The organism is Pseudoalteromonas sp. Angola-7 (genome assembly GCF_028599255.1).
In the GTDB taxonomy this organism is placed as follows: domain Bacteria; phylum Pseudomonadota; class Gammaproteobacteria; order Enterobacterales; family Alteromonadaceae; genus Pseudoalteromonas; species Pseudoalteromonas atlantica.
Genome location: NZ_JAQREL010000007.1, coordinates 109,225 through 130,768, shown reverse-complemented (window position 1 = coordinate 130,768; position 21,544 = coordinate 109,225). Strand labels below are relative to the sequence as shown.

Annotated in this window: 24 protein-coding genes; 10 read left to right on the top strand and 14 right to left on the bottom strand. The window is 41.5% G+C overall.

What is annotated here, in order from left to right:
- The first annotated feature begins 84 nt into the window (after positions 1 to 84).
- Positions 85 to 792 (top strand): 5'-methylthioadenosine/S-adenosylhomocysteine nucleosidase, encoded by a 708-nt coding sequence (mtnN, locus tag PSH50_RS11665; RefSeq protein ID WP_004587526.1) that lies wholly within the window; start codon positions 85 to 87, stop codon positions 790 to 792.
- Positions 793 to 1,737: a regulatory signaling modulator protein AmpE gene (locus tag PSH50_RS11660; protein ID WP_273587731.1), complete on the top strand. Its 945-nt coding sequence runs from the start codon at positions 793 to 795 to the stop codon at positions 1,735 to 1,737.
- Positions 1,738 to 1,807: 70 nt separating this feature from the next.
- On the opposite strand, the gene tyrS is transcribed toward PSH50_RS11660, so the two are convergent.
- Positions 1,808 to 3,007 carry a tyrosine--tRNA ligase gene (gene tyrS, locus PSH50_RS11655; RefSeq protein WP_273587732.1) on the bottom strand — a complete coding sequence of 400 codons (1,200 nt, stop codon included), beginning with the start codon at positions 3,005 to 3,007 and terminating at the stop codon, positions 1,808 to 1,810.
- 379 nt (positions 3,008 to 3,386) lie between these two features.
- Here tyrS and PSH50_RS11650 point away from each other — a divergent pair, with 379 nt between their 5' ends.
- Positions 3,387 to 4,700 (top strand): peptidoglycan DD-metalloendopeptidase family protein, encoded by a 1,314-nt coding sequence (locus PSH50_RS11650; protein ID WP_004587523.1) that lies wholly within the window; start codon positions 3,387 to 3,389, stop codon positions 4,698 to 4,700.
- Between the two features lie 72 nt (positions 4,701 to 4,772).
- Here the strand turns inward: PSH50_RS11650 and PSH50_RS11645 are convergent, their stop codons facing one another.
- From PSH50_RS11645 to PSH50_RS11625, 5 genes are all read right to left on the bottom strand, one after another.
- On the bottom strand, positions 4,773 to 4,949 hold the full coding sequence (locus tag PSH50_RS11645) for a hypothetical protein (protein WP_004587522.1): 177 nt from the start codon (positions 4,947 to 4,949) through the stop codon (positions 4,773 to 4,775).
- Between the two features lie 13 nt (positions 4,950 to 4,962).
- Positions 4,963 to 5,934, bottom strand: coding sequence for an aldo/keto reductase family oxidoreductase (locus tag PSH50_RS11640; protein WP_004587521.1), 972 nt, complete (start codon positions 5,932 to 5,934; stop codon positions 4,963 to 4,965).
- A 138-nt stretch (positions 5,935 to 6,072) separates the two neighbouring features.
- Positions 6,073 to 7,203, bottom strand: a complete 1,131-nt coding sequence (locus PSH50_RS11635) for a sodium ion-translocating decarboxylase subunit beta (RefSeq protein ID WP_004587520.1) — start codon at positions 7,201 to 7,203, stop codon at positions 6,073 to 6,075.
- A gap of 11 nt (positions 7,204 to 7,214) precedes the next feature.
- Entirely contained in the window at positions 7,215 to 8,993 is a 1,779-nt protein-coding gene (gene oadA / locus PSH50_RS11630; protein ID WP_273587733.1) for a sodium-extruding oxaloacetate decarboxylase subunit alpha, read from the bottom strand.
- A gap of 9 nt (positions 8,994 to 9,002) precedes the next feature.
- A complete protein-coding gene (locus tag PSH50_RS11625) occupies positions 9,003 to 9,248 on the bottom strand; it encodes an OadG family protein (RefSeq protein ID WP_024031602.1) in 246 nt (81 codons plus the stop codon).
- A gap of 528 nt (positions 9,249 to 9,776) precedes the next feature.
- Here PSH50_RS11625 and PSH50_RS11620 point away from each other — a divergent pair.
- The 3 genes from PSH50_RS11620 (at position 9,777) to PSH50_RS11610 (ending at position 10,817) form a co-directional block, all read left to right on the top strand.
- The gene (locus PSH50_RS11620) at positions 9,777 to 9,950 is read left to right on the top strand and encodes a DUF1328 domain-containing protein (protein ID WP_002961939.1); all 174 of its coding nucleotides are present in this window, start codon (positions 9,777 to 9,779) and stop codon (positions 9,948 to 9,950) included.
- 52 nt (positions 9,951 to 10,002) lie between these two features.
- Positions 10,003 to 10,194 carry a hypothetical protein gene (locus PSH50_RS11615; protein ID WP_004587517.1) on the top strand — a complete coding sequence of 64 codons (192 nt, stop codon included), beginning with the start codon at positions 10,003 to 10,005 and terminating at the stop codon, positions 10,192 to 10,194.
- A gap of 155 nt (positions 10,195 to 10,349) precedes the next feature.
- Positions 10,350 to 10,817, top strand: a complete 468-nt coding sequence (locus PSH50_RS11610) for a YcxB family protein (RefSeq protein WP_004587516.1) — start codon at positions 10,350 to 10,352, stop codon at positions 10,815 to 10,817.
- A 50-nt stretch (positions 10,818 to 10,867) separates the two neighbouring features.
- On the opposite strand, the gene csrA is transcribed toward PSH50_RS11610, so the two are convergent.
- The 6 genes from csrA to ribA all read right to left on the bottom strand — a co-directional run bounded on the left by csrA (position 10,868) and on the right by ribA (position 16,937).
- The gene (gene csrA, locus PSH50_RS11605) at positions 10,868 to 11,059 is read right to left on the bottom strand and encodes a carbon storage regulator CsrA (RefSeq protein ID WP_004587515.1); all 192 of its coding nucleotides are present in this window, start codon (positions 11,057 to 11,059) and stop codon (positions 10,868 to 10,870) included.
- Between the two features lie 89 nt (positions 11,060 to 11,148).
- The gene (locus tag PSH50_RS11600) at positions 11,149 to 12,366 is read right to left on the bottom strand and encodes an aspartate kinase (protein WP_024031600.1); all 1,218 of its coding nucleotides are present in this window, start codon (positions 12,364 to 12,366) and stop codon (positions 11,149 to 11,151) included.
- A gap of 6 nt (positions 12,367 to 12,372) precedes the next feature.
- The gene (gene alaS, locus PSH50_RS11595; RefSeq protein WP_055254821.1) at positions 12,373 to 14,973 is read right to left on the bottom strand and encodes an alanine--tRNA ligase; all 2,601 of its coding nucleotides are present in this window, start codon (positions 14,971 to 14,973) and stop codon (positions 12,373 to 12,375) included.
- Positions 14,974 to 14,992: 19 nt separating this feature from the next.
- Complete coding sequence (locus PSH50_RS11590; RefSeq protein ID WP_004587512.1) at positions 14,993 to 15,445, bottom strand: regulatory protein RecX; 453 nt, start codon at positions 15,443 to 15,445, stop codon at positions 14,993 to 14,995.
- Positions 15,445 to 16,233 carry a BPSS1780 family membrane protein gene (locus PSH50_RS11585; protein WP_004587511.1) on the bottom strand — a complete coding sequence of 263 codons (789 nt, stop codon included), beginning with the start codon at positions 16,231 to 16,233 and terminating at the stop codon, positions 15,445 to 15,447. The genes PSH50_RS11590 and PSH50_RS11585 overlap by 1 nt, the downstream gene beginning before the upstream one ends.
- Before the next feature lie 80 nt (positions 16,234 to 16,313).
- Positions 16,314 to 16,937, bottom strand: coding sequence for a GTP cyclohydrolase II (ribA, locus tag PSH50_RS11580; RefSeq protein ID WP_024031598.1), 624 nt, complete (start codon positions 16,935 to 16,937; stop codon positions 16,314 to 16,316).
- Between the two features lie 455 nt (positions 16,938 to 17,392).
- On the opposite strand from ribA, the gene PSH50_RS11575 reads away from it, so the two are divergent.
- The gene (locus PSH50_RS11575; protein WP_273587734.1) at positions 17,393 to 18,505 is read left to right on the top strand and encodes an energy transducer TonB; all 1,113 of its coding nucleotides are present in this window, start codon (positions 17,393 to 17,395) and stop codon (positions 18,503 to 18,505) included.
- Between the two features lie 43 nt (positions 18,506 to 18,548).
- On the opposite strand, the gene PSH50_RS11570 is transcribed toward PSH50_RS11575, so the two are convergent.
- Positions 18,549 to 18,998, bottom strand: a complete 450-nt coding sequence (locus PSH50_RS11570) for a low molecular weight protein-tyrosine-phosphatase (protein WP_024031596.1) — start codon at positions 18,996 to 18,998, stop codon at positions 18,549 to 18,551.
- 34 nt (positions 18,999 to 19,032) lie between these two features.
- Positions 19,033 to 19,539 carry a DUF3087 domain-containing protein gene (locus PSH50_RS11565; RefSeq protein WP_273587735.1) on the bottom strand — a complete coding sequence of 169 codons (507 nt, stop codon included), beginning with the start codon at positions 19,537 to 19,539 and terminating at the stop codon, positions 19,033 to 19,035.
- A 145-nt stretch (positions 19,540 to 19,684) separates the two neighbouring features.
- Between PSH50_RS11565 and PSH50_RS11560 the strand changes: the two genes are divergently transcribed.
- The 3 genes from PSH50_RS11560 to PSH50_RS11550 are packed head-to-tail and all read left to right on the top strand — an operon-like array spanning position 19,685 to position 21,517.
- Complete coding sequence (locus PSH50_RS11560; protein WP_273587736.1) at positions 19,685 to 20,320, top strand: energy transducer TonB; 636 nt, start codon at positions 19,685 to 19,687, stop codon at positions 20,318 to 20,320.
- 14 nt (positions 20,321 to 20,334) lie between these two features.
- A complete protein-coding gene (locus PSH50_RS11555) occupies positions 20,335 to 20,907 on the top strand; it encodes a sigma-70 family RNA polymerase sigma factor (RefSeq protein ID WP_083901806.1) in 573 nt (190 codons plus the stop codon).
- On the top strand, positions 20,894 to 21,517 hold the full coding sequence (locus tag PSH50_RS11550; protein ID WP_273609638.1) for a hypothetical protein: 624 nt from the start codon (positions 20,894 to 20,896) through the stop codon (positions 21,515 to 21,517). The genes PSH50_RS11555 and PSH50_RS11550 overlap by 14 nt, the downstream gene beginning before the upstream one ends.
- Positions 21,518 to 21,544 lie beyond the last annotated feature (27 nt).

The window sequence follows — 21,544 nt, the reverse complement described above, 5'->3', positions numbered from 1 at the left end:
CGAGCCGTAAAACAGCTCGCTTTTTTGTTTTTTATTGCTAACTTCACGTATAATCTACGTATTCAAACTCAGGAATCAAACACTATGAATGTTGGTATTATTGGCGCAATGGAGCCAGAAGTTAAAATTTTACGTGAAGCAATGCAAAACCCACAAGTGCTAACTAAAGCAGGGTTTACCTTTTACACAGGCGAATTAGCAGGTAATACAGTAACACTTGTGCAATCGGGTATTGGTAAAGTGGCATCAACGATTGCAACCACGTTATTAATTGATAACTTTAATCCTGATTGTGTTATTAACACAGGTTCTGCCGGTGGCTTTGATCCCTCTCTAAGTGTTGGCGATGTTGTTATCTCTTCAGAAGTACGCCATCACGATGTAGATGTAACCGCTTTTGGCTACGAAATCGGCCAAGTTCCACAAATGCCAGCAGGCTTTGCCGCACACCCAAAACTAGTTGAAGCTGCCGAGCAAACCATTGCGCAAATTAGCGAAGTAAAAACCTTAGTAGGCTTAATTTGTACGGGTGATTCATTTATGTGTGACCCAGTGCGAATTGATAAAGCACGCAGCGACTTTCCTACAATGCTTGCAGTAGAAATGGAAGGCGCATCTATTGCACAAACGTGTTTTGCGCTTAATACGCCATTTGTGGTTATTCGCTCTATGTCTGACATTGCCGGTAAAGAGTCGCCGCAATCGTTTGAAGAATACTTAGAGACTGCATCAATCAACTCATCAAAAATGGTTGTTGCACTATTGGAAAAACTAACAAAAGTTACGCTGTAAATGCTAAGCAATATTGTTCAAAACCATTTGGACTTTATTGCCTTTTTTGTGGCGCTCATTGCTGAGCGCTTTTTCCCGTTAAAAAGCTGGTATCACCCTAATACAGTATTAACCGCTATATTTAGTGCTATAGGAAAACGGGTTTATAAACCAAGTGAGCCTAAAAGTTACCTTTATTTAGCCTCCACCCTTGCCTGTACGCTAGTTTTAAGCGTTATTCTTATTATTATTGTGTTACTGCTTGAATTTGCCTTTTATCCTGAGCTGCTCGCGGGCCTCATTTTATATTTGTGCCTAGAAAGCAAAGCGATTGAAAAAAAAGCCCTGCGTGTTGCAAAGTTAGTAAAACAAAACCAAAAATCTACCGCGCGTGAACTCGTAAAGCCACTGCTTGCCCGAGAGGTCAATAAGCTCTCAGCGCCAGGTATTATTAAAGCCTTAATTGAAAGCTTAATTTTACGAACTGCCCGTAATTACTTTACCGTTATATTTATATTTTTATTACTTGGGCCAATTGCCGCTTTAGCGTATCGGCTACTGACTTTAATGCAGCATGCTTGGCGCACCGATATTTCACCTAATAGCCACTTTTTAAAACCGCTTAAAATACTTTTGTTTATAATCGAATTTATCCCCGTACGCTCACTTGCATTAACCATTGCCGCAAGCAAAGCCAGTAAACAAAGTATGCATTACATAAAGCACTATGGCAGACACTTTTATCAAACAAATACAGGGTGGATTTTAAGTGTGTGCTCCGCCTCTATTGGCGTACAGCTAGGCGGCCCTGCGGTTTATTTTGGTAAGCGTTTTAATAAAATGCGTATTGGAACCGAGCGACTCCCAAAAGCCGAAGACGTACCCGTGATTATAAATAGATTAAATCAAGCGCGTGCATTTTGGCTGTTAGTTATTATCAGTATTGAGATATTAAAGCTGATTTAGTGGTTTTTTAGCAGCCAAAATACGCGCACAAAAAAACCAGCCTAAGCTGGTTTTTTAGTTTTAACTGCGCTTACGCTACAGTAATGTTGGCAAACTTACGTTTACCTACTTGGTAAATAGCGGTCGTGCCTTTTGCTACTTCAAGTTTTGTATCAGTGATTTTATCTTCACCGTTAAGTTTTACTGCACCTTGCTTAATCATGCGCATTGCTTCAGAAGTACTGGCTACTAAATTAGCTTCTTTAAGTAAGTTAGCAATTAAAATACCTTCTTCTGCAATCGTAATTGTCAGCTCAGGGATTTCATCAGGTAGCGCTTTTTTCTGAAAGCGTTTGATAAAGTCATCGTGTGCGGCTTGCGCAGCTTCTTCACTGTGAAAACGTGCAATTAACTCTTTCGCCAGCTCAATCTTAATATCACGCGGGTTAGTGCCCTGCTCTACGCGTTGTTTTTGCGCTGCAATTTCTTCGATTGATAAGCTACTTAGTAAGTCGTAGTAGCGCCACATAAGTACGTCGCTAATCGACATTACTTTACCAAACATATCGTTTGGCGCATCAGTAATACCAATGTAATTACCAAGCGACTTAGACATTTTTTGAACGCCGTCAGTACCTTCAAGTAATGGCATCATTAATACTGTTTGAGGCTTTTGACCTTCTACTTTTTGAAGCTCGCGGCCCATTAAAAGGTTAAAGCGCTGATCAGTACCACCAAGCTCTACGTCTGACTCAAGTGCAACCGAATCCCAACCTTGTACAAGTGGATATAAAAATTCGTGAATTGCAATAGGTTGTCCGTTGCCGTAACGCTTTTTAAAGTCGTCACGCTCTAGCATACGCGCTACAGTTTGATTAGCTGCAAGTTTGATCATGCCTGCGGCACCGAGGTTTTCCATCCACGAAGAGTTAAAGGCAACGGTGGTTTTAGCTGGGTCTAGAATCTTAAAAACCTGCTCTTTATAAGTATCAGCATTGGCAAGTACATCTTCACGGGTCAGTGGTTTACGTGTTACATTTTTGCCTGTTGGATCGCCAATCATGCCGGTAAAGTCACCAATTAAGAAAATAACCTCATGACCTAAATCTTGAAAGGTTTTCATTTTATTAATTAGTACAGTGTGACCTAAATGTAAGTCTGGCGCGGTAGGATCGAAACCGGCTTTAATTTTTAACTTTTTGCCCGACTTTAGTTTTTCAACTAATTCGTCTTCAATTAATATCTCTTCTGCACCGCGTTTTATCTCTGCTAGAGCGGTTTGTAAATCCACTGTGTATTACTCCAAAATTCTGCCAACGAAGGGGCAACTAGATGACTTGCTACATAAGGGTTTAAAACAGATTTAAACCAAAAGCACTTATGTTGCTAACATAACAAATTTCTACCTAATTAAAACAATTTTTTATGCGAATAATGCAACTAAACTCAATAAGCTTAGTCTCACTGTGTTAGGCAATTAGAAATGGTGTTTAAACGCCGATTTTAGCGCACTTTAGAATCAGTTTAAATCGATAAACTTAAACAACTATAAATTGTCATTTTACTAACATTTGCGGGGCTTTTAGCTTTATTTACTAGTATTCGTACCTTATTACGTATATCCTGCATTAATATATATTTTATTTTCACGACAGCAGAAAAGGCACGTTATGGTTCACGTGGTTAACACGCTTCCCAAAAAACACAAATTGCTTATTCTAGGTTTGGTTTCTGCTATTGTTGGCTTAGCCTTTCTTCCTTCAGAAAAAGCGACTGCATCCAAAGACAATAGTGCAAATGCACTAGAAATTGGTAAGCGTTACGAGTTACAAGTTAAAGTTGAAGACAACGAAAAATTAACTGAATTAAATTCGCCAGAAGCAGCAGAAAAGCTGCCAGAATACGACTTAGTCGATCATCAAGTTAAAAACGGCGATAATTTAGCAATTATCTTCAAGCGTGCTGGCTTTTCAGCGCAAACGCTTCACAAGCTAATTAACACCAATGCTGAAACACGCAAACTAACTAAAATTCACCCAGGTGAAATACTTAGTTTTGCAACAGCAGAAAACGGTGATTTAGCTCAGCTTCGTTATGTTATTTCAAAAACAGATACTTTGTTTGTTACCTTAAATGACGAAGGTAATTACGACACATCAATAGATAGCAAAGAAATAGAAACACTGAGTAAAACAGCCGGTGGCGAAATTTCTAGTAGCTTTTGGACCTCAGCAATTGCTGCAGGCTTAAGCGAGCGCCAAATAATGAACTTTGCTGATATATTTGGTTGGGATGTGGATTTTGCCAACGATATTCGTAAGGGCGATCAGTTTGGGCTAATTTACGAGTCGCATTATGTTGATGGCGAGTTTATTGGCACTGGTAAAATTATTGCGGCAGAATTTATAAACCAAGGCCAGCGTTATGCGGCTATTCGCCATACCGATGGCAGCTTTTATACGCCTGAAGGGCGCAGCATGAAAAAAGCATTTTTACGTGCGCCGGTAAACTTTAAGTATATTAGCTCGAGCTTTAACCCACGTCGCTTACATCCGGTAACAGGGCAAGTAAGAGCGCACCGTGGTATTGATTACGCAGCACGTACAGGCACACCGGTTGTTGCTTCGGGTAACGGTAAAGTAATTAAAGCAGGTTACAGTAAGTACAATGGTAACTACGTATTTATAAGCCATGGCACACAGTACGTAACTAAGTACTTACACCTTAACAAAAAGCTTGTTAAAACAGGCCAAAAGGTTAAACAAGGTGACAAAATTGGTACCGTGGGTTCTACCGGCCGTGTAACAGGCGCACACCTACACTACGAATTTTTAGTAAATGGTGTACACCGTAATCCTAAAACCGTTAAGTTACCTAAGTCTGAGCCATTACCACGCTCTGAACTTGCTAAGTTTAAACCTATTGCCGAAAACTTTATTGCACAGCTTGAACGCAATCGCGAACTACAGCTAGCACTTAAGTAACGTATAAGTTATAGATACTAAAAAAGCCTTTGCAGGGTTAACCTGCAAAGGCTTTTTTGTGTTTTTTATTAATTAGTTCATTAATACATAAATTAGCTGTACGACTAAAGAAACCATAACCAGCGGCCAAATATATTTACTGTATTTGGTTGCGCCATCCAACCCCATTTTACCTTGGTACTTTTCAAGCAAAGGTATCAGCACCGCTAGAGCGACAAACAAGCAAATTAAAATAACAAATATATTCATTCCTAAACCTTAATTATGGTAATTCATGGCCTTTGGCGCTTACATACAATGCATACCAATGTTCGCGACTTAACGTAACATTTAGCGCACCGCATGACGCTGCAATACGCTCAACGTTCGTTGTGCCAATAATTGGCTGTATTAATGCAGGATGGCGTAATAACCAAGCTAAAACAATTGCCTCAGGCGTTGTATCGTAAAGTGCAGCAAGCTTATTTACGAGTATGCTGGTATTTATATCGGCTTGCGATGCATTTGTTAAATCGCCCCCTGTGTATAGCCCTTGGCATAAACTTCCCCAGCTTTGTATTTGAATATCAAAGTGGCGGCAATACTCTACACTGCCCGGTGTAAAGTTAAGATCTTTTCCATCTGCATTACCTGCATAAACGCCTTCATCAACAAATTGGTGTTTTTGTAAACTTGCTTCAATTTGGTTAGCAACAATAGGCATATCTAGGGCATGTTGTAAAAAGTTCATTTGGTGCTGCTGCATGTTTGATACGGCAAAATTACGTACTTTGCCGCTTTCTTGAAGGCAGCTAAATACTTGTGCAATTTCTTCTACTTCCATTAGAGGATCAGGACGATGAAGCATAAGCACATCAAGGTAATCGGTGTTTAAACGTTTAAGTGAACCTTCAACTGATTCTTCAATCCACTTGGCCGAAAAGTCGTAACGCTTGGGGCCTTTATCATCTTCAAAGCGTATACCGCATTTAGATTGAATATACATGTGCTCGCGCAGCTCTGGTCGCTCAGCTAGTGCTTGGCCAAATACCTGCTCGGCTTTGCCAAAGGTATAAATATCGGCGTGATCAAAAAAGTTAATGCCGCCAGCTATGGCTGCATCAATACACTCGTGAGTTTGCTTTAAGTGAGCCTTAGTAATGGCGTCTTTATTCCAACCGCCGCCTAGGCCCATACAGCCAAAAACGAGTCTACTAACATGAGGTAAATATTTTGCCAAAGGGGTGTGAAGCATGATGACTATCCTTATTAGTGTGCATAGCCCTCACTGTAAACAAAAATACGTCTGCAAACAAACTTTAATACGTGCAGTTTTATAGGCATAAAAAAAGCGCAGTAAACTGCGCTAATCGGTTGGATTAAATCCTAAATACTAGCCAACAAGCGCCAGTAATATACCCGCGGCTACGGCACTTCCTAGTACTCCAGCTACGTTTGGCCCCATAGCATGCATAAGTAAAAAGTTATGTGGGTTATTTTCAAGCCCAACTTTATTAACTACACGCGCCGCCATTGGTACTGCTGATACACCCGCAGCACCAATTAAAGGGTTAATAGGTGTTTTAGAAAGCTTGTTAAGGCCTTTTGCCATAAACACACCCGACGCTGTACCAATAGCAAATGCCAGCGCACCGAGCACCAAAATACCAATGGTTTCTACAGTTAAAAACTGATCGGCCGCTAGTTTAGAGCCCACTGCCAAACCTAAAAATATCGTGGTTATATTAATAATTTCGTTTTGGGCACTGTTACTAAGCCTATCCACAACACCAGACTCACGCATTAAATTACCTAAACAGAACATACCTACTAAGGGAATAGCCGCTGGTAAAAACATAGCGGTTAAGCTCAGTACCATTAAAGGAAATACTATTTTCTCTTTTTTAGATACTTTGCGCAGCTCTGGCATTTTAATAGCACGCTCATCAGGTGTAGTTAATGCGCGCATAATTGGCGGCTGAATAATTGGCACTAACGCCATGTAAGAATAAGCAGCAACCGCAATGGCACCTAGTAAATCAGGGGCAAGCTTAGATGCTAAGAATATGGCTGTAGGGCCATCGGCACCGCCAATAATGGCAATGGCTGAGGCATCTTGTAAGCTAAATTCAAAGCCAGGTACATAGTTTAATAAAATTGCCCCAAACAAGGTGGCAAAAATACCAAACTGCGCGGCTGCACCCAGTAATAACATACGCGGGTTGGCAATAAGCGCACTAAAATCAGTCAGCGCCCCTACTCCCATAAAAATTAATAAAGGGAAGATCCCCGTATCAATACCTACGTAGTACACGTAATAAAGCAAACCACCTGGGTCAGAAAGCCCAGCAACCGGAATATTAGTCAGTATTGCGCCAAAGCCAATCGGCAGCAGTAATAGGGGTTCAAAGTTTTTAGCAATGGCTAAAAACAACAACAAACACCCTACAGCAATCATTATTAAGCCAGGAAACGTAAAGTTAGCAATGCCGGTAGCATGCCAAAGGTTTAAAAGACCTTCCATTAAAGCTACTCCTACGCCATCGCTATAATTGCATCGCCCGTTGTCACAGCATCACCTTCAGACACTAAGACCTCAGCCACAGTACCTGAGTGCATTGCACGAACCTCGGTTTCCATTTTCATCGCTTCCATAATAACAACCACATCGCCTTCGTTTACGGCTTGGCCTGCTTTTACTTTTACTTTAAAAATATTACCTGCCAGTGGCGCATTCAGTGTTTCACCTGATGCAACCGATGCTGATTGTGGTAAGTGCTCTGAATCTTTTAGCGTTACCTCTTTAAGCTCGCCACCTTGCGCAACCACTACATCGTAAACTTTACCGTCAACTTTAACGCTGTATTGCTCAGCGCTAACACCTTTGTTGCTTGCAGGTTTTGCTGCAGGCTTAGCGTTTGCATCATCAGCACTTGGCACTGCTTCAAAGGCATCTGGGTTGTTACGGTTTTTAATAAATTTAAGGCCAACCTGTGGGAATAATGCATAGGTAAGCACATCATCTATTTGCTCATCAGCAAGTATTAAACCTTGTTCTTCCGCTTCTTTTTGCAGCTCTGCTTCAAGCGATGCAAGCTCTGGGGCTATATTATCTGCAGGGCGACACGTAATAACCTCGCTGCCATCAAGCACTCGCTCTTGCAGCTCTTTGTTCATAGGTGCAGGTGTTAAACCATACTCGCCTTTTAAAACACCGGCGGTTTCTTTGGTAATTGTTTTATAACGCTCACCCGTAAGCACATTTAGTACTGCTTGTGTGCCTACAATTTGCGATGTTGGAGTAACTAGCGGAATAAAACCTAAATCTTCACGCACGCGTGGGATCTCAAGTAATACTTCATTTAGCTTATCTGCTGCGCCTTGCTCTTTCAGTTGGTTTTCCATGTTGGTTAACATGCCACCAGGTACTTGCGCGAGTAAAATACGGCCATCAACACCTTTAAGGCTCCCCTCAAAGGCAGCGTACTTTTTACGTACATCTCTAAAGTAAGCCGCTATTTCTTCTAGCTGGTTTAAATCTAATTCGGTATCGCGGGGCGTTCCTTCAACAATCGCTACAATGGTTTCTGTAGCTGAATGACCGTAAGTCATACTCATTGAAGAAATAGCGGTATCAAGCATATCAATGCCTGCATCAATGGCTTTTTGATATGTAGCAGTACTTAAACCTGTGGTTGCATGGCACTGCATAGCAATAGGGATAGAAACGGTTTCTTTTAGCCCTTTAATAAGTTGCTCTGCATCGTATGGTTTTAATAAGCCTGCCATATCTTTAATACAAATAGAGTGACAACCTAAATCCTCTAGCTGTTTTGCAAGGGTTAACCACATATCAAGGGTATGCACTGGGCTTACAGTATAAGAAATAGTGCCTTGCGCGTGTGCTCCTACTTTTACAGCCGCTTTAATTGCCGTTTCTAAGTTACGTACATCGTTCATGGCGTCAAAAATACGAAATACATCTACACCATTTTTGTGGGCACGCTCTACAAACTTTTCTACCACGTCATCGGCATAGTGGCGGTAACCCAATAAATTTTGCCCGCGCAATAGCATTTGCTGTTTAGTATTCGGCATTGCTTTTTTAAGGGCACGAATACGCTCCCACGGGTCTTCACCTAAATAACGAATACACGAGTCAAACGTAGCGCCGCCCCATGACTCAATAGACCAATAACCGGCATCATCAAGTTTGCTAGCAATAGGGAGCATGTCATCTAAGCGCATACGGGTTGCAAGTAAAGACTGATGAGCATCGCGTAAAACAAGTTCTGTTAATTTTAATTTAGCCATGTGTGCCTCTTATTTATTATTTGATTTGTACTGAGCAATGGCAGCACTAATAGCAGCGATGTGCTCGTTTGGCACACCTTGAGATTTTAAAGATGGTGATTTAACCGGTATTGCAACTTCAGCCTCGTCAAAACGAGCAACCAAGTTAGACATGAGTGACACAGCACCAATCAATATTGAAAGAAATACAAACACGCCCACCATGCCCGTAAGCATCAAGCTACCTGCGGTTGTGAGTACAGCTCCTATATCCATTTTTCTCCCCCTGCACTATATAGCGATATAAAAAACCGCTTTATTTAAATAATTATTCACCGAATGATAACAAAACTTTTAACTTTGTCCACCACCTGTCAATTGGTAAAACCAATTAAAATTAAACTAACATACAGTCACAATAGTTAACATAGCTAATACAGGGTTAAATTAGCTTAGATATAGATGATAAAAATAACCGTTATAGGCAAAGGTTATATGGTTAAACCCAAAAAAACTTAAAAACTATAAAAAATAGTAAGTTAAACGGCAGGTAAAAAATCAGTTTGGGCTAAAATGTAAATTGGTCTTACCAAGATTAGTTAAGCAGCGCGCAAAAAATATTTATTTTTTTACTCTCTTTACAATAGTGTGAATAAGTTACATCGTTAAACGTAAAACTTACCAATCCTAAATTTACAATCTTCGCTCAAAAAACCATAACACACTGAAAAATAATAAAATTAAACTCTGGCACGCAACTGGCATTATTACTTTCGAACGAATTTGATAACCAAGGAGAAAACAATGTTACGCTGGACAATTACATTTTTAGTTATTGCTTTAATCGCTGCAGTGTTAGGTTTTGGTGGTATCGCAGGTGCCGCAGCTGGTATAGCAAAAATTATATTCTTTATCTTTTTAGTACTTTTAGTGATTTCTTTAGTTTCAGGTGCGCTGCGCGGTAAATCGCCCAGGTAGCTACTAACATACTTAAAACACTAAACAATCAACATATACAAGGAATTACATTATGAACTCAACAACTTTAAAAGCAGCACTAATCGCCGTATTTGCAGGTTTCTTTATGATGGGTTGTGAAGACAACCACGCAGAAGAAGCAGGTGAGCGTATTGATGAAGCAGTAACTGACGTGCAAAACTCTGTTGAAGATGCATGTGAAAATGTAAAAGAAGGCGTTAATGCAGAAGAAACTAACTGTTAATCTGTTTGGTAACGTAAAAAACGGCTTTTAATAAGCCGTTTTTTGTGCGCTAATAAAAAGGGGCTTCTAACTCTTATAATGCATAGCCTACATTAACGGGTGTGATTTTTACGCTAGCTTGTTAAAATAGCGAAAACTATTACTTATTAGCAATTATGGCACTGACCACCACTTACACACTCGATAAACCCTACTACTACGAATGCTTTGACGAGTCCCACTCTTATAGTAAAGCAGCCAAGCCAAAGTATTTTTTGCTGGCATTACTGGTGTGCTTAGGTTTAATTAGTATTTACGCTATGGACGATCATTACCTAGGTACATTTTTAATAATGCTAGGTGTATTAGAATGCGTTGCCTTTTATTACCGCAGGCCTTGGTGGGTTACGCGCCAAATGTTTAGTCGTGCTTCGGGCTCAACGGTTACTCTTTCGTTTACTGATGACGCTATTAGCACCGAAAACCATTATAAAAGCCATACATTTAAGTGGGCAGAAATAACCCATATTATTAAAACTAACCACGGCTACTTAGTGCACCATAATAAAGGTATGCAATATATTTCTAGCAGTGTATTAACCGATGAAATGCGCGATTTTATAAACAAAAAAGCCACTCAGTGAGTGGCTTTTGGTATAGCTAAGTGCATTACTCAGCTAAGTATACGTGTTGATTAAGCATTGCCCGGATTAGGGTTAGACTTTTCAGCTTGTATACGCATGTAAATCTCTTCACGATGCACTGAAACGTCTTTAGGTGCGTTAACACCAATTCGAACTTGATTTCCTTTAACACCTAATACAGTAACAGTTACTTCGTCACCAATCATTAGGGTTTCACCTACTCTACGAGTTAGTATTAGCATTCTCTTGCTCCCATGTTCCAATAAATTATAAGATTCCGCTTGACCATTTTAATGAAAAATTGATTGAAAAGTAAGTAAAAACTCCCAAACTATCCATTTTCTGTTAAAAATTCTGAGTGTAACGCTCTTACTGCTAGTTCTAAATACTTCTCGTCAATTAAAACCGATACCTTGATTTCAGACGTCGATACTAAAACTATGTGTATGCCTTCTTGCGCCAATGCATCAAAAAATTGATGCGCTACACCACTGTGAGACTTCATTCCTATGCCAACAGCCGACACTTTTGCAACTGTTGTATCACTAGAAATGCTATCAGCCTGCAGATTTACCTGTTGTTGAGTTAGTAAATCGTGTGCTTGCAAATAGTCATTTGAATGCACAGTAAAAGCATAGTCTATTTTTTCAAAGTTATGATTAACTTGACTAATCATATCTATTTCGATGCCATTTTCTGCAAAAAGTTTCAAAATTTTTGTAAGAGAATGAACACAGTATGGTACGCCATGTACCTTTATCAAGCATTCGTCACGATTAAACGCAATCCCCGACACAACCTTAGTTGGCATATCGCTCTCCTCAAAACTTATTAGCGTTCCTTCATCGGGCTCAAAACTCGAAAGCACCCTTAGCGGCATTTTATGATTACCAGCCGACTCAACAGCACGAATATGCAATACTTTTGCGCCTAAGCTTGCCAGCTCTAGCATTTCGGCAAACGTTACATGGCGCATTCGCTGTGCGTTTGGTTCTACACGAGGATCAGTAGTGTATACGCCATCAACGTCGGTATAGATCTGACATTCATCGGCTTTTATTGCCGCGGCTATCTCTACCGCAGAGGTATCGGTGCCGCCACGTCCAAGGGTTGTAATATTGCCCTCTACATCGCGCCCCTGAAAACCGGCAATAATCGCAACCCGATTATGCTCAAGCTCATGCTTTAAACGCGTCGCAGCAACCTCTTCAATACGGGCTTTACCAAACATGTTATCGGTTTGAATATTAACCTGATCGGCTAGTAGGCTTACAGCCGAATGGCCACGTTTTATAATAGCCATAGCAAGGAGCGAAACAGAAACCTGTTCTCCAGTGCTAATAAGTACGTCTAATTCTCGGCTACTCGGGCGAGTATCTATTTGCTTGGCGAGGTTAATTAAGCGGTTGGTTTCTCCCGACATGGCCGAAAGAACCACAACCACTTGATGACCTTGCTGCTTAGTTTTAACAACAAGGTCGGCGACCGCTTCTATTCGCTCAATAGAGCCAACCGAAGTGCCGCCAAACTTTTGGACAATAAGTGCCACGTAAGCTTAAACTTTCTCACTTACCCAGGCTGTCACGCTTTCAAGCGCGGCGTTTAGGTTTTCAGGCTGTGAACCACCCGCTTGTGCCATATCAGGACGACCGCCCCCTTTACCGCCTACTTGGCCTGCCATGTGGTTTACAAGCTCACCAGCTTTAACTTTACCGGTTAAATCTTTCGTTACACCGGCAATTAGGCTTACTTTTTCGCCGCTGGCAACACCCAGTGCAATAACACCTGAGCCAATCTTGTTTTTAAGGTCGTCAACCATACCACGAAGCGCTTTAGATTCAGTTCCTTCAACGTTTGCCACTAATAGCTTAACGCCATTAATTTCAACAATCGAATCAAGTAAAGACGCACCCGCTGCACTGGCTAGCTTATCGTTAAGCTGTGCAATTTGCTTTTCAAGGCCTTTAGACTTTTCAAGAAGCGCAGTTACTTTTTCAAGTACCGATGCGCTATCACCTTTTACCAGCGCCGCTACATCGTTTAGCTGTTTTTCTTGCTCGCTTACATACGCCACTGCATCTGCGCCTGTTACAGCTTCAATACGGCGTACGCCTGCAGCAATACCGCTTTCAGATACAATTTTAAATAAGCCAATATCACCCGCGCGCTCTACGTGCGTACCGCCACACAGTTCAATTGAGTAATCGCCAATAGTTACTACGCGTACTTCATCGTCGTACTTTTCGCCAAACAGCGCCATTGCCCCTTTTGCTTTAGCGTCATCAATCGCCATAAGCTCAGTGTTTAGGGCAAAGTTACGACGAATTTCATCGTTAACTACACGCTCAATTTCACGTAGCTCGTCTTTAGTAACCGCTTCAAAGTGTGAGAAGTCAAAACGTAAACGCTCAGGCTCAACCAGCGAGCCTTTTTGGCTTACGTGTTCACCTAATAGTTGGCGCAGTGCTTCGTGTAAAATATGCGTAGCTGTGTGATTTTTCTTAATACGTTCACGGCGTGCATCATCAATAGTGGCATCTACTTTATCGTTAACCGCAATGCGCCCTTGTACGCTACCGTGGTGTGCAAACGCATTACCCAGTTTAGTAGTGTTAGTCACAGTAAACTCGCCACCTGCAACAGTAATGGTACCGGTATCGCCTGTTTGGCCACCAGATTCTGCATAAAATGGCGTATGGTTAAGTACAACAATGCCTTGTTGGCCGTCTTCTAAAATAGAAACCGACTCACCATTTGCAAACACTTCTACTACTGTAGCGCTATGATGTGTGCTGTCGTAGCCTTTAAACTCAGTGTGTTTTTCTGACTTTAATTGCTCGTTGTAATCGGCACCAAATTTACCAGCTTGCTGCGCTGTTTTACGCTGTACAGCCATGCACTCTTCAAAGCCTGCATGGTCTATTGTCATTTGGCGTTCACGGGCTACATCGGCCGTTAAATCAGCAGGGAAACCATAGGTGTCGTATAATTTAAATACTAAGTCACCAGGAATAACATCGCCTTTAAGCTCGCTTAGGCTCTCTTCTAAAATAGCTAAGCCACGCTCAAGGGTTTTACCAAATTGTTCTTCTTCAATGCGCAGTACTTTTTCGATAATTTCTTGCTGCTTTGCAAGCTCTGGGTAGGCTTGGCCCATTTGTTCAATAAGCGCTGCAACCAGTTTATAGAAAAACGCACCTTGTGCACCAAGCTTGTTACCATGGCGCACTGCACGACGAATAATACGACGCAATACATAACCGCGGCCTTCGTTTGATGGCATAACACCATCAGAAATTAAAAACGCACACGAGCGAATATGATCCGCCACTACGCGTAGCGATTTATCGTTTAAATCTTGTGCGTTAGTTACACTTGCCGCAGCTGCAATTAAGCCTTGGAACAAGTCGATTTCGTAGTTTGAATGCACGCCTTGTAAAATAGCAGCAATACGCTCAAGGCCCATACCTGTATCAACAGATTGTTTAGGCAGCGGCTCCATAGTACCGTCGCTTTGACGGTTGTACTGCATAAATACAAGGTTCCAAATTTCTATAAAGCGGTCGCCATCTTCTTCAGGCGAGCCCGGAGGACCACCCCAAATGTGCTCACCGTGATCGTAAAATATTTCAGAACACGGGCCACACGGGCCAGTATCGCCCATTGACCAAAAGTTATCTGAGGTAGCAATACGAATAATACGATCTTCGCTTAGGCCAATATCATTGTGCCAAAAGCCAAATGCATCTTCATCGTCGTGGTAAATAGTAACAAGTAGTTTTTCTTGTGGTAATTTAACAACCTCAGTTAAAAACTCCCACGCAAACTTAATAGCGTCTTGTTTAAAGTAATCGCCAAAACTAAAGTTACCTAGCATTTCAAAAAATGTATGGTGACGCGCTGTGTAACCTACGTTTTCTAAATCGTTATGTTTACCACCAGCACGCACACAACGCTGTGCACTTGTAGCACGCGTGTAAGGGCGAGTTTCGGCGCCTAAAAACACATCCTTAAAAGGAACCATACCGGCATTGTTAAATAACAACGTGGCATCGTTACCCGGAATAAGTGAAGCCGATTGGACAATTTGGTGCTGTTTGCTGGCAAAAAAGTCTAAAAACTGTTGCCTAAGTTGTGCCGTAGTCATGTGCTGCATGTGAAAATCTCACCTGTATTTACTGTGCTTGCATTGCAAAATCAATTTGTTCGTAGCTAAATCCTCGGTACATTAAGTAGCGCACGCGCTTAGCTTTATCTTTGTACTCGAGGTTGGCCGGTGTAGTTGAATACTTTTTGTTGTACGCTTCCTGCGCAAGCTCAAACCAGTCTATTTCAAGCTCTTCAACCACTCTTTCAAGTAGTGAACGGTCAATCCCTTTGCCTATGGCTTCGCTTTGAATGCGCTTTAAGCCATGGCCTTTAAAAATGTGTTTTCTGACAAACCCTTCGCAATAACGTTGCTCGTTAATAAAATTGTGCTCTTCGCACCAATTAAGCAGGGTTTCTATAAACTCGTCGCTGGCTTCTTTTTGCTGAAGCTTAAAGGTTAACTCACGGCGCGAATACTCTTGGCGCCCAAGTAACCACAGTACATAGTTTTTAAGTTTTTGTTTTAACTTATCATCCATTAAGCGTCAAAGCGCCCGCTTTGTTCACTGCTAAGTGGTTTAACATTGCTATCGTCACTTGGCGGTACAACTGGCATAAAAATAGCCTGATAAGATACAAAGAAACTAATGTAGCAAATTGGCATTAAAATCAACAGCGGTAAGAACGATAAGAACATAGAAAGCGCCATAAATAACACACAAATAATGCCAAAAACACTCAATGCGAACAGGTTATGATAAAAAACCAATAGCGAATTTTTAAGCGCCGTTAAAATGCGTTTTTCTTTACTAAAATAAATAAGCGGTACCGCGTAAGCAAACGCCATTAAATACACCGCCATTGCCACTAAAAATAGCACCACACTGGCGCCCGAAATACTATTTAAGGTCTGCTCAAGCGCAATGTTAGGATCAAGCCCCTCTTGGCTCATAATAGCCACCGCATCGGCAAATAGGCCATTAGCTAACAAGGCCATTAAAATACCCGCCCCCATTTGGTAAAGCGCTAAACGTAGTAGCCCTAAACGGTTACCTTTTGCGCTAAAGGGTTTGAGTATGTCTGCTAGCATAATTTTACCGCCCTGCTGCTTGCTAAGCACCGCTTGGTAAAAACCGGCGGTTAAAAAAGGCGTAGCAAGTGCCGCAACAACTTGCAGCAAAGGTAAAAATAACGACAGTATGCCCACTATACCTATTAATAAGTGCATAACTACAAAGGTAAATGGCTGGGTTTTAAAAATATGCCAACCGGCTTTAAACCACTTTAGCCCGGCATCGGCTTTAAAAATTCGTAATTCGTTAGACATACTGGCTCTTAAATTAAACAAAACACGCCAAGTATAACTTGGCGTGAGGGGGGATTAACAGACACTACATGATTAAATAGTTAAGGTTTTTTAATTTTTTTAATATCTAACATATGTGCGCCGTGTTTTATTTTGGTTTCTAGGTAAGCTTTGTTACCTGTAAGGCCTGCTTTAATGTGCGCATGGGTACCAATAACGGTGTCTACTTCAATGCCGGCATCTTTTAATGCATTAAGCTTTTTAGGGTTATTGGTCATTAATTTAACGTGGCTTAAATTAAGTGCGTTGAGCATTAATACCGCGTCCGAAAAATCACGTAAGTCATCGGCAAAGCCTAAGTGGTTATTAGCCTCGTAAGTGTTCATACCTTGAGATTGCAGCACGTAAGCATCAATTTTATTATATAAACCAATACCTCGGCCCTCTTGGCGTAAATACAATAATACCCCGCCTTGCTCGTGCATCATTTCAATACACTCATTTAACTGCTCGCCACAATCGCAGCGCGATGAATGAAACACATCACCGGTTAAACACTCAGAGTGCATGCGAATAAGCGGCACATTTTGATTTACATCAGCATTGTTAAATACAAACGCAACGTGTTCTTGGCCGTCTTTTAAGCCACTAAAAGACACTATTTCTGCGGGAATATCACTATTTTTGCCAACATTAAGCTGGGCTCTTGCTCTTACTTGCGCCACGACAAATCCAAATAATTAAATAACTACGACACCATAAGGTGATAATATCACAAATGTTTAAAGTTAGATCGTAGTACACTAGGTTTATGGCAAATATATGGCGATTACACAGCCTATTTTCAATCTTAATATGCAATAAACTCCCACTACCTAGGGCTATTTCCCCAAAACAATGACAAACTTGTACGCATTTGCTATTTTAATTTTATTACTTTTACCACGCTGCTTATACATTAAGTTAATACACCGCACCTATAAAAAGCTAAAACGGTGTTACCTAGTTATCTCTGCAGGCACTATTAGTACAGTTTAATGACGAAAGTTAGTTACAGCTTAGTGCACATGGGTATTAGGTAATTAGTTAGTTTTATAAGCAAGCGCCCACACAAAGAGTAATGAAAACTATTATCACTTGTGGTATTTTGTTTCTAGATTGAACACTAATAGGGATTATTATGAAAGCACAACACCTCGCCTTAGTTATCGGATTAACCTTTACGCCTTTTGCAAGCCAGGCCAATGCAAGCCAAGTAAGCGATGATAAAGCCGCCTTTTCTGATGCATACCAAAGTTATTTAACGGCTGTTAAAAAAGACAAAAACATAGAGCAAGCGGCTAAACATGCCTATACTACAGGCCTTGCGCTTTATGGTGATAAAAGTGATAACACCGCAAGCCTTGCTATTAATTACGCCAAAGCAATTACAGCGCCGCGCTCTACCAACGACAAAAAAAATGTATCAGAGCAACGCTTCGAACTTTACTCGCAAGCCTATACAATACTGGCAAATAACCACGGTAAAAATGCAATAGAAACAATCGATGCCCTAATAGGCAAAGCGGAAAACACCAGCTCGGCCTATCAAGCCGATAACGATTACGAGCGTATAATTGAGATTGCTAAAACACAAAACAACCCTAAATTTGTTGCCGACATGCAGTTTGAAGCAGCCTCGCTGTTAGCCAAAAAATTTGCTCATAAAAAGTACCATAAAGCTAAAACGCTGCTTAACCAAGCCGATGACTACTACCGTAATAACCTAGACGACAATACCGTAGAGCGCATTAAAGCCGACTTTTTAATGGCGTCGTTTGCTCAAGGTAAGAAAAAATACAATGAAGCCATTGAACGACTAAACCATGTTGTATCGGTATTTGATAACAACTTAAGCTTTGATCACAGCGCTGAGCTTACTGCGCACTCAAAGCTTGTTAACCTTTACGAAAAAACAGGCCAAAGCGAACAAGCCACTAAGCATTGTTTAGCAATTGCTAAAATGGTGCCGTGGAAAAAAACACAAGAGCAAACACCTATATACCGCAAAAATCCTGAGTACCCACAAAACAAAGCACGCCAAATGCGAGACGGTATTGTCGTTGTTGAATTTGACGTAGATACCGCAGGCTTTGTTAAAAACCCAGAGGTAGTTAGCTCACAAGGGGGGAAAGAGTTTGAAAGGTCGGCACTTACGGCACTTAAAAAGTGGCGTTATGCACCAAAATTTGAAAACGGCCAACCCGTTGTTGCAAGTACGCAAGTACAGCTCGACTTTAAAATAGCCAGATAACACGCAAGGTATTATAGCGTCTTTTTTGTTCAGGTAGTTTTATTCAAAGCTTTGCGAGTATTTTATCGCTCGCGGCTTCAATTAAATCGAGCACATTTTCAAAGCCATCATCGCCGCCGTAGTATGGGTCGGGTATGGCGCTTTGGCTTTGCTCGCCGTATTCTAAAAACAATGCCAGCTTGTAATGTAAATGGGTGGGGCATTGCGCTTTTAAGTCAGCTAAGTTTTGTGTGTCGGCCGCTAAAATTAAATCAAACTCAGTAAAATCGCTGCTGCGCACTGGGCGCGAAAATATACCTTTAAAGCTATAACCGCGTTTTTCACCCGCAGCCATTGAGCGGCTATCTGGCGTTTTACCTTCGTGGTAGCCAATAGTCCCTGCCGAGTCGACTTTTACCTCAACGCCTAATTTTTTAGCACGCGCTTTTAACACCGCCTCTGCTGTGGGCGAGCGGCAAATATTACCTAAACACACTATCAGTACTTTTTTCATTAAGGCTCCTTTAGCTAATTTAACCACCTAGGCTTTAAAACTGTTTTAATATAGCCTCGTTATAGTCATCGGCATTTAAAGTCAGGTTATACTTGGCGGCCACACTATCAAGCTCGGCTTGTTTTATAGCTAACTCGTCCATAGTAATGGTGTTATCGTCAAGCTGCCATAAAAGCCGTGAGCCCGCATAACTATAATGAATCGCTAATAATGCATCGGCATTACCCTCGCGCCCTGCCGCTTTTAGCTTTGGCATTTTGCGGGTTATTTTATTAAGCGCTTGTTTTAGCTCCCACACGTACACCACCTCGGTCATAAAACTATGGGTACGGTATTTATTTAACAGCCAGCCAATGGCCAAACTTGTTATAACAACACCGGTTAAATTCCAATGAAAATGGCTCCCGCTTTCATCAGGAAACAACGCAATTAACGTTTGCGATATAGCCAAGCTGCCAACAGCTAAACCCGCCGCACACCCTGCAATTACACTATTTAAATGTTTGCGGTAACGTGCTTTATCTATTTGTATGAGTTGCATAACAGCCTAAAAAATTAATAAGTAAAAATATAGCGAACGCTATTGTAACTAAACCCCGCAATTTTTATAAAATTATTTAACCCCTTTTTGATTTGCCCCCCGTTATAACTTTTAAACAACCCAATAAGTTTACTCGGAGCGGCTTATGCACACACTTGAAGTACCCAATAATTCAGCATTTATTAAAACATCAACCGCCGTTATTGGCGGCGCAGTAATGACCTTTGCCGCCTTTGCATTTATGCAACACCTAATTAGTGGCGAGCAGCGCGCACCTATAAAACTCGGCGACGATATTATTGTAGAGATTTTTCAGGCACCAGAGGATTCACAAGTTAGGCATATACAAAAAATACAGCCACCACCGCCTGTGCCAAAAACGCCGCCTAAAGCGCCACCAATCGATACCTCAAACGACCCTGTAATAGCGATTAACGAATTAACACCAATCACTATTGATGATTTTGGAGATGATATAAATAGCACGATTAACCGCCCAACAGGCGATGCAACCCCCATAGTGCGCATAAATCCAAAATACCCAACATCTGCTGCGCGCAATGGCATAGAAGGCTGGGTACAACTCAGCTTTAGTATTTCGCCCACCGGCGAAGTAATAAACCCAGTGGTAATAAACGCCGAGCCCAAACGCACCTTTGACCGCGAAGCAATAAGAGCCATAAAACGCTGGAAATATCGCCCCAAAGTAATAGAAGGTGTGGCACAATTACAAACAGATCAAACCGTACAGCTCGATTTTAAATTAGATAACTCTATTTAACGGACTAAACGCCTATGCTACTCAGTATTAAGTCATGGTTATTTGAAACGCCAAGCAAGGATTGCATGGCAAGTTACGCAAAAAGTGGCGACAACCGCCACTTAGAGCAGCTTATTTCCCTATACAGTAACGATTTATATCACTACCTAGTGACGCAATCTAATACGCATTTAGCATACGACGTAAGCCAACAAACCTGGCTAAAAGTAATCGAAAAACGCCACCTTTACCAAGCGCAAACCACGCCAAAAGCGTGGTTATTTAAACTCGCGCGCAACACATTAGTAGACGAATACCGCAAACAGCAGCGCTTTGTAGAGCTTGACGAAAACACCCACCTACCTGCGCAGCAAAATGAGCAAGGTAATAACAATAGTATTAGCAATATAAATTACCAAGCGTTCGATAGCGCACTCAAGCAACTGAGCTTTGTACAACGCGAAGCCATTACCTTACAACAAGAAGGCTTTAGCCTTGCCGACATAGAGCTTATAACGCAAAGCAACCATGAGAGCGTAAAAACAAGGCTGCGCTATGCCAAGCAAAACCTTAAACGTTTATTAGGAGCAAACAATGAACAAGCCTGATGAGCAGTTTGACCAAAAGCTCACTCAACACTACAAAGAGCGAAAAGCACGCACTACACTCAGCGCTTCCCAACAAAAAGCGTTACTTAATAATGCCAGCCATAAAAAGCCCTCAAGGCTTAGTTTTACGCTACAGTTAACCAGCCTTGCCTGCGCACTGGGCGTATTCGCCTTTATTGTGTTTGATAGTAACGAGGGCATTAACCACGCACCTAAAACGGTGCTTAACAGCTCATTTAAAACTATAGACATTCACGACTACTCAATTATTAAAACCCACGAAATAAACCCATCGGGCAGTTACACAAGCGCCATTACCGAGCAAAAACACGCACTCGATACTCAGCACGCTAATAGCTTGCGCTTACACCAACAACGCCACATAGAATACGGCACGCTCGTAAAGGTTGATAACGACTGGTACATAGCCAGCTGTAATGACGAGGTACTGGTACAAATTAAGCAGTCGCTCTTAAGTGATTTAAAGGGAAGGCACGCAGTGGAAAGTAATATAAATACCGGTGATATGCTCGCTATGGCGCATAACGGTAAAGGGCAAATAGTAGCGCTTAAACATGCTGGAGTTGGGGTTAGGCAGTGTGGGGTTTAGGTGGTTTGTCTCAGTTAAGGTTGGTGG

What these genes read in the sequence shown, in the direction of transcription:
- mtnN (WP_004587526.1), top strand. Translation starts at nt 85, where the DNA reads ATGAATGTTGGTATTATTGGCGCAATGGAGCCAGAAGTTAAAATTTTA.
- PSH50_RS11660 (WP_273587731.1), top strand. Translation starts at nt 793, where the DNA reads ATGCTAAGCAATATTGTTCAAAACCATTTGGACTTTATTGCCTTTTTT.
- PSH50_RS11650 (WP_004587523.1), top strand. Translation starts at nt 3,387, where the DNA reads ATGGTTCACGTGGTTAACACGCTTCCCAAAAAACACAAATTGCTTATT.
- PSH50_RS11645 (WP_004587522.1), bottom strand. Translation starts at nt 4,949, where the DNA reads ATGAATATATTTGTTATTTTAATTTGCTTGTTTGTCGCTCTAGCGGTG.
- PSH50_RS11640 (WP_004587521.1), bottom strand. Translation starts at nt 5,934, where the DNA reads ATGCTTCACACCCCTTTGGCAAAATATTTACCTCATGTTAGTAGACTC.
- PSH50_RS11635 (WP_004587520.1), bottom strand. Translation starts at nt 7,203, where the DNA reads ATGGAAGGTCTTTTAAACCTTTGGCATGCTACCGGCATTGCTAACTTT.
- oadA (WP_273587733.1), bottom strand. Translation starts at nt 8,993, where the DNA reads ATGGCTAAATTAAAATTAACAGAACTTGTTTTACGCGATGCTCATCAG.
- PSH50_RS11625 (WP_024031602.1), bottom strand. Translation starts at nt 9,248, where the DNA reads ATGGATATAGGAGCTGTACTCACAACCGCAGGTAGCTTGATGCTTACG.
- PSH50_RS11620 (WP_002961939.1), top strand. Translation starts at nt 9,777, where the DNA reads ATGTTACGCTGGACAATTACATTTTTAGTTATTGCTTTAATCGCTGCA.
- PSH50_RS11615 (WP_004587517.1), top strand. Translation starts at nt 10,003, where the DNA reads ATGAACTCAACAACTTTAAAAGCAGCACTAATCGCCGTATTTGCAGGT.
- PSH50_RS11610 (WP_004587516.1), top strand. Translation starts at nt 10,350, where the DNA reads ATGGCACTGACCACCACTTACACACTCGATAAACCCTACTACTACGAA.
- csrA (WP_004587515.1), bottom strand. Translation starts at nt 11,059, where the DNA reads ATGCTAATACTAACTCGTAGAGTAGGTGAAACCCTAATGATTGGTGAC.
- alaS (WP_055254821.1), bottom strand. Translation starts at nt 14,973, where the DNA reads ATGCAGCACATGACTACGGCACAACTTAGGCAACAGTTTTTAGACTTT.
- PSH50_RS11590 (WP_004587512.1), bottom strand. Translation starts at nt 15,445, where the DNA reads ATGGATGATAAGTTAAAACAAAAACTTAAAAACTATGTACTGTGGTTA.
- PSH50_RS11585 (WP_004587511.1), bottom strand. Translation starts at nt 16,233, where the DNA reads ATGTCTAACGAATTACGAATTTTTAAAGCCGATGCCGGGCTAAAGTGG.
- PSH50_RS11575 (WP_273587734.1), top strand. Translation starts at nt 17,393, where the DNA reads ATGAAAGCACAACACCTCGCCTTAGTTATCGGATTAACCTTTACGCCT.
- PSH50_RS11570 (WP_024031596.1), bottom strand. Translation starts at nt 18,998, where the DNA reads ATGAAAAAAGTACTGATAGTGTGTTTAGGTAATATTTGCCGCTCGCCC.
- PSH50_RS11565 (WP_273587735.1), bottom strand. Translation starts at nt 19,539, where the DNA reads ATGCAACTCATACAAATAGATAAAGCACGTTACCGCAAACATTTAAAT.
- PSH50_RS11560 (WP_273587736.1), top strand. Translation starts at nt 19,685, where the DNA reads ATGCACACACTTGAAGTACCCAATAATTCAGCATTTATTAAAACATCA.
- PSH50_RS11555 (WP_083901806.1), top strand. Translation starts at nt 20,335, where the DNA reads ATGCTACTCAGTATTAAGTCATGGTTATTTGAAACGCCAAGCAAGGAT.
- PSH50_RS11550 (WP_273609638.1), top strand. Translation starts at nt 20,894, where the DNA reads ATGAACAAGCCTGATGAGCAGTTTGACCAAAAGCTCACTCAACACTAC.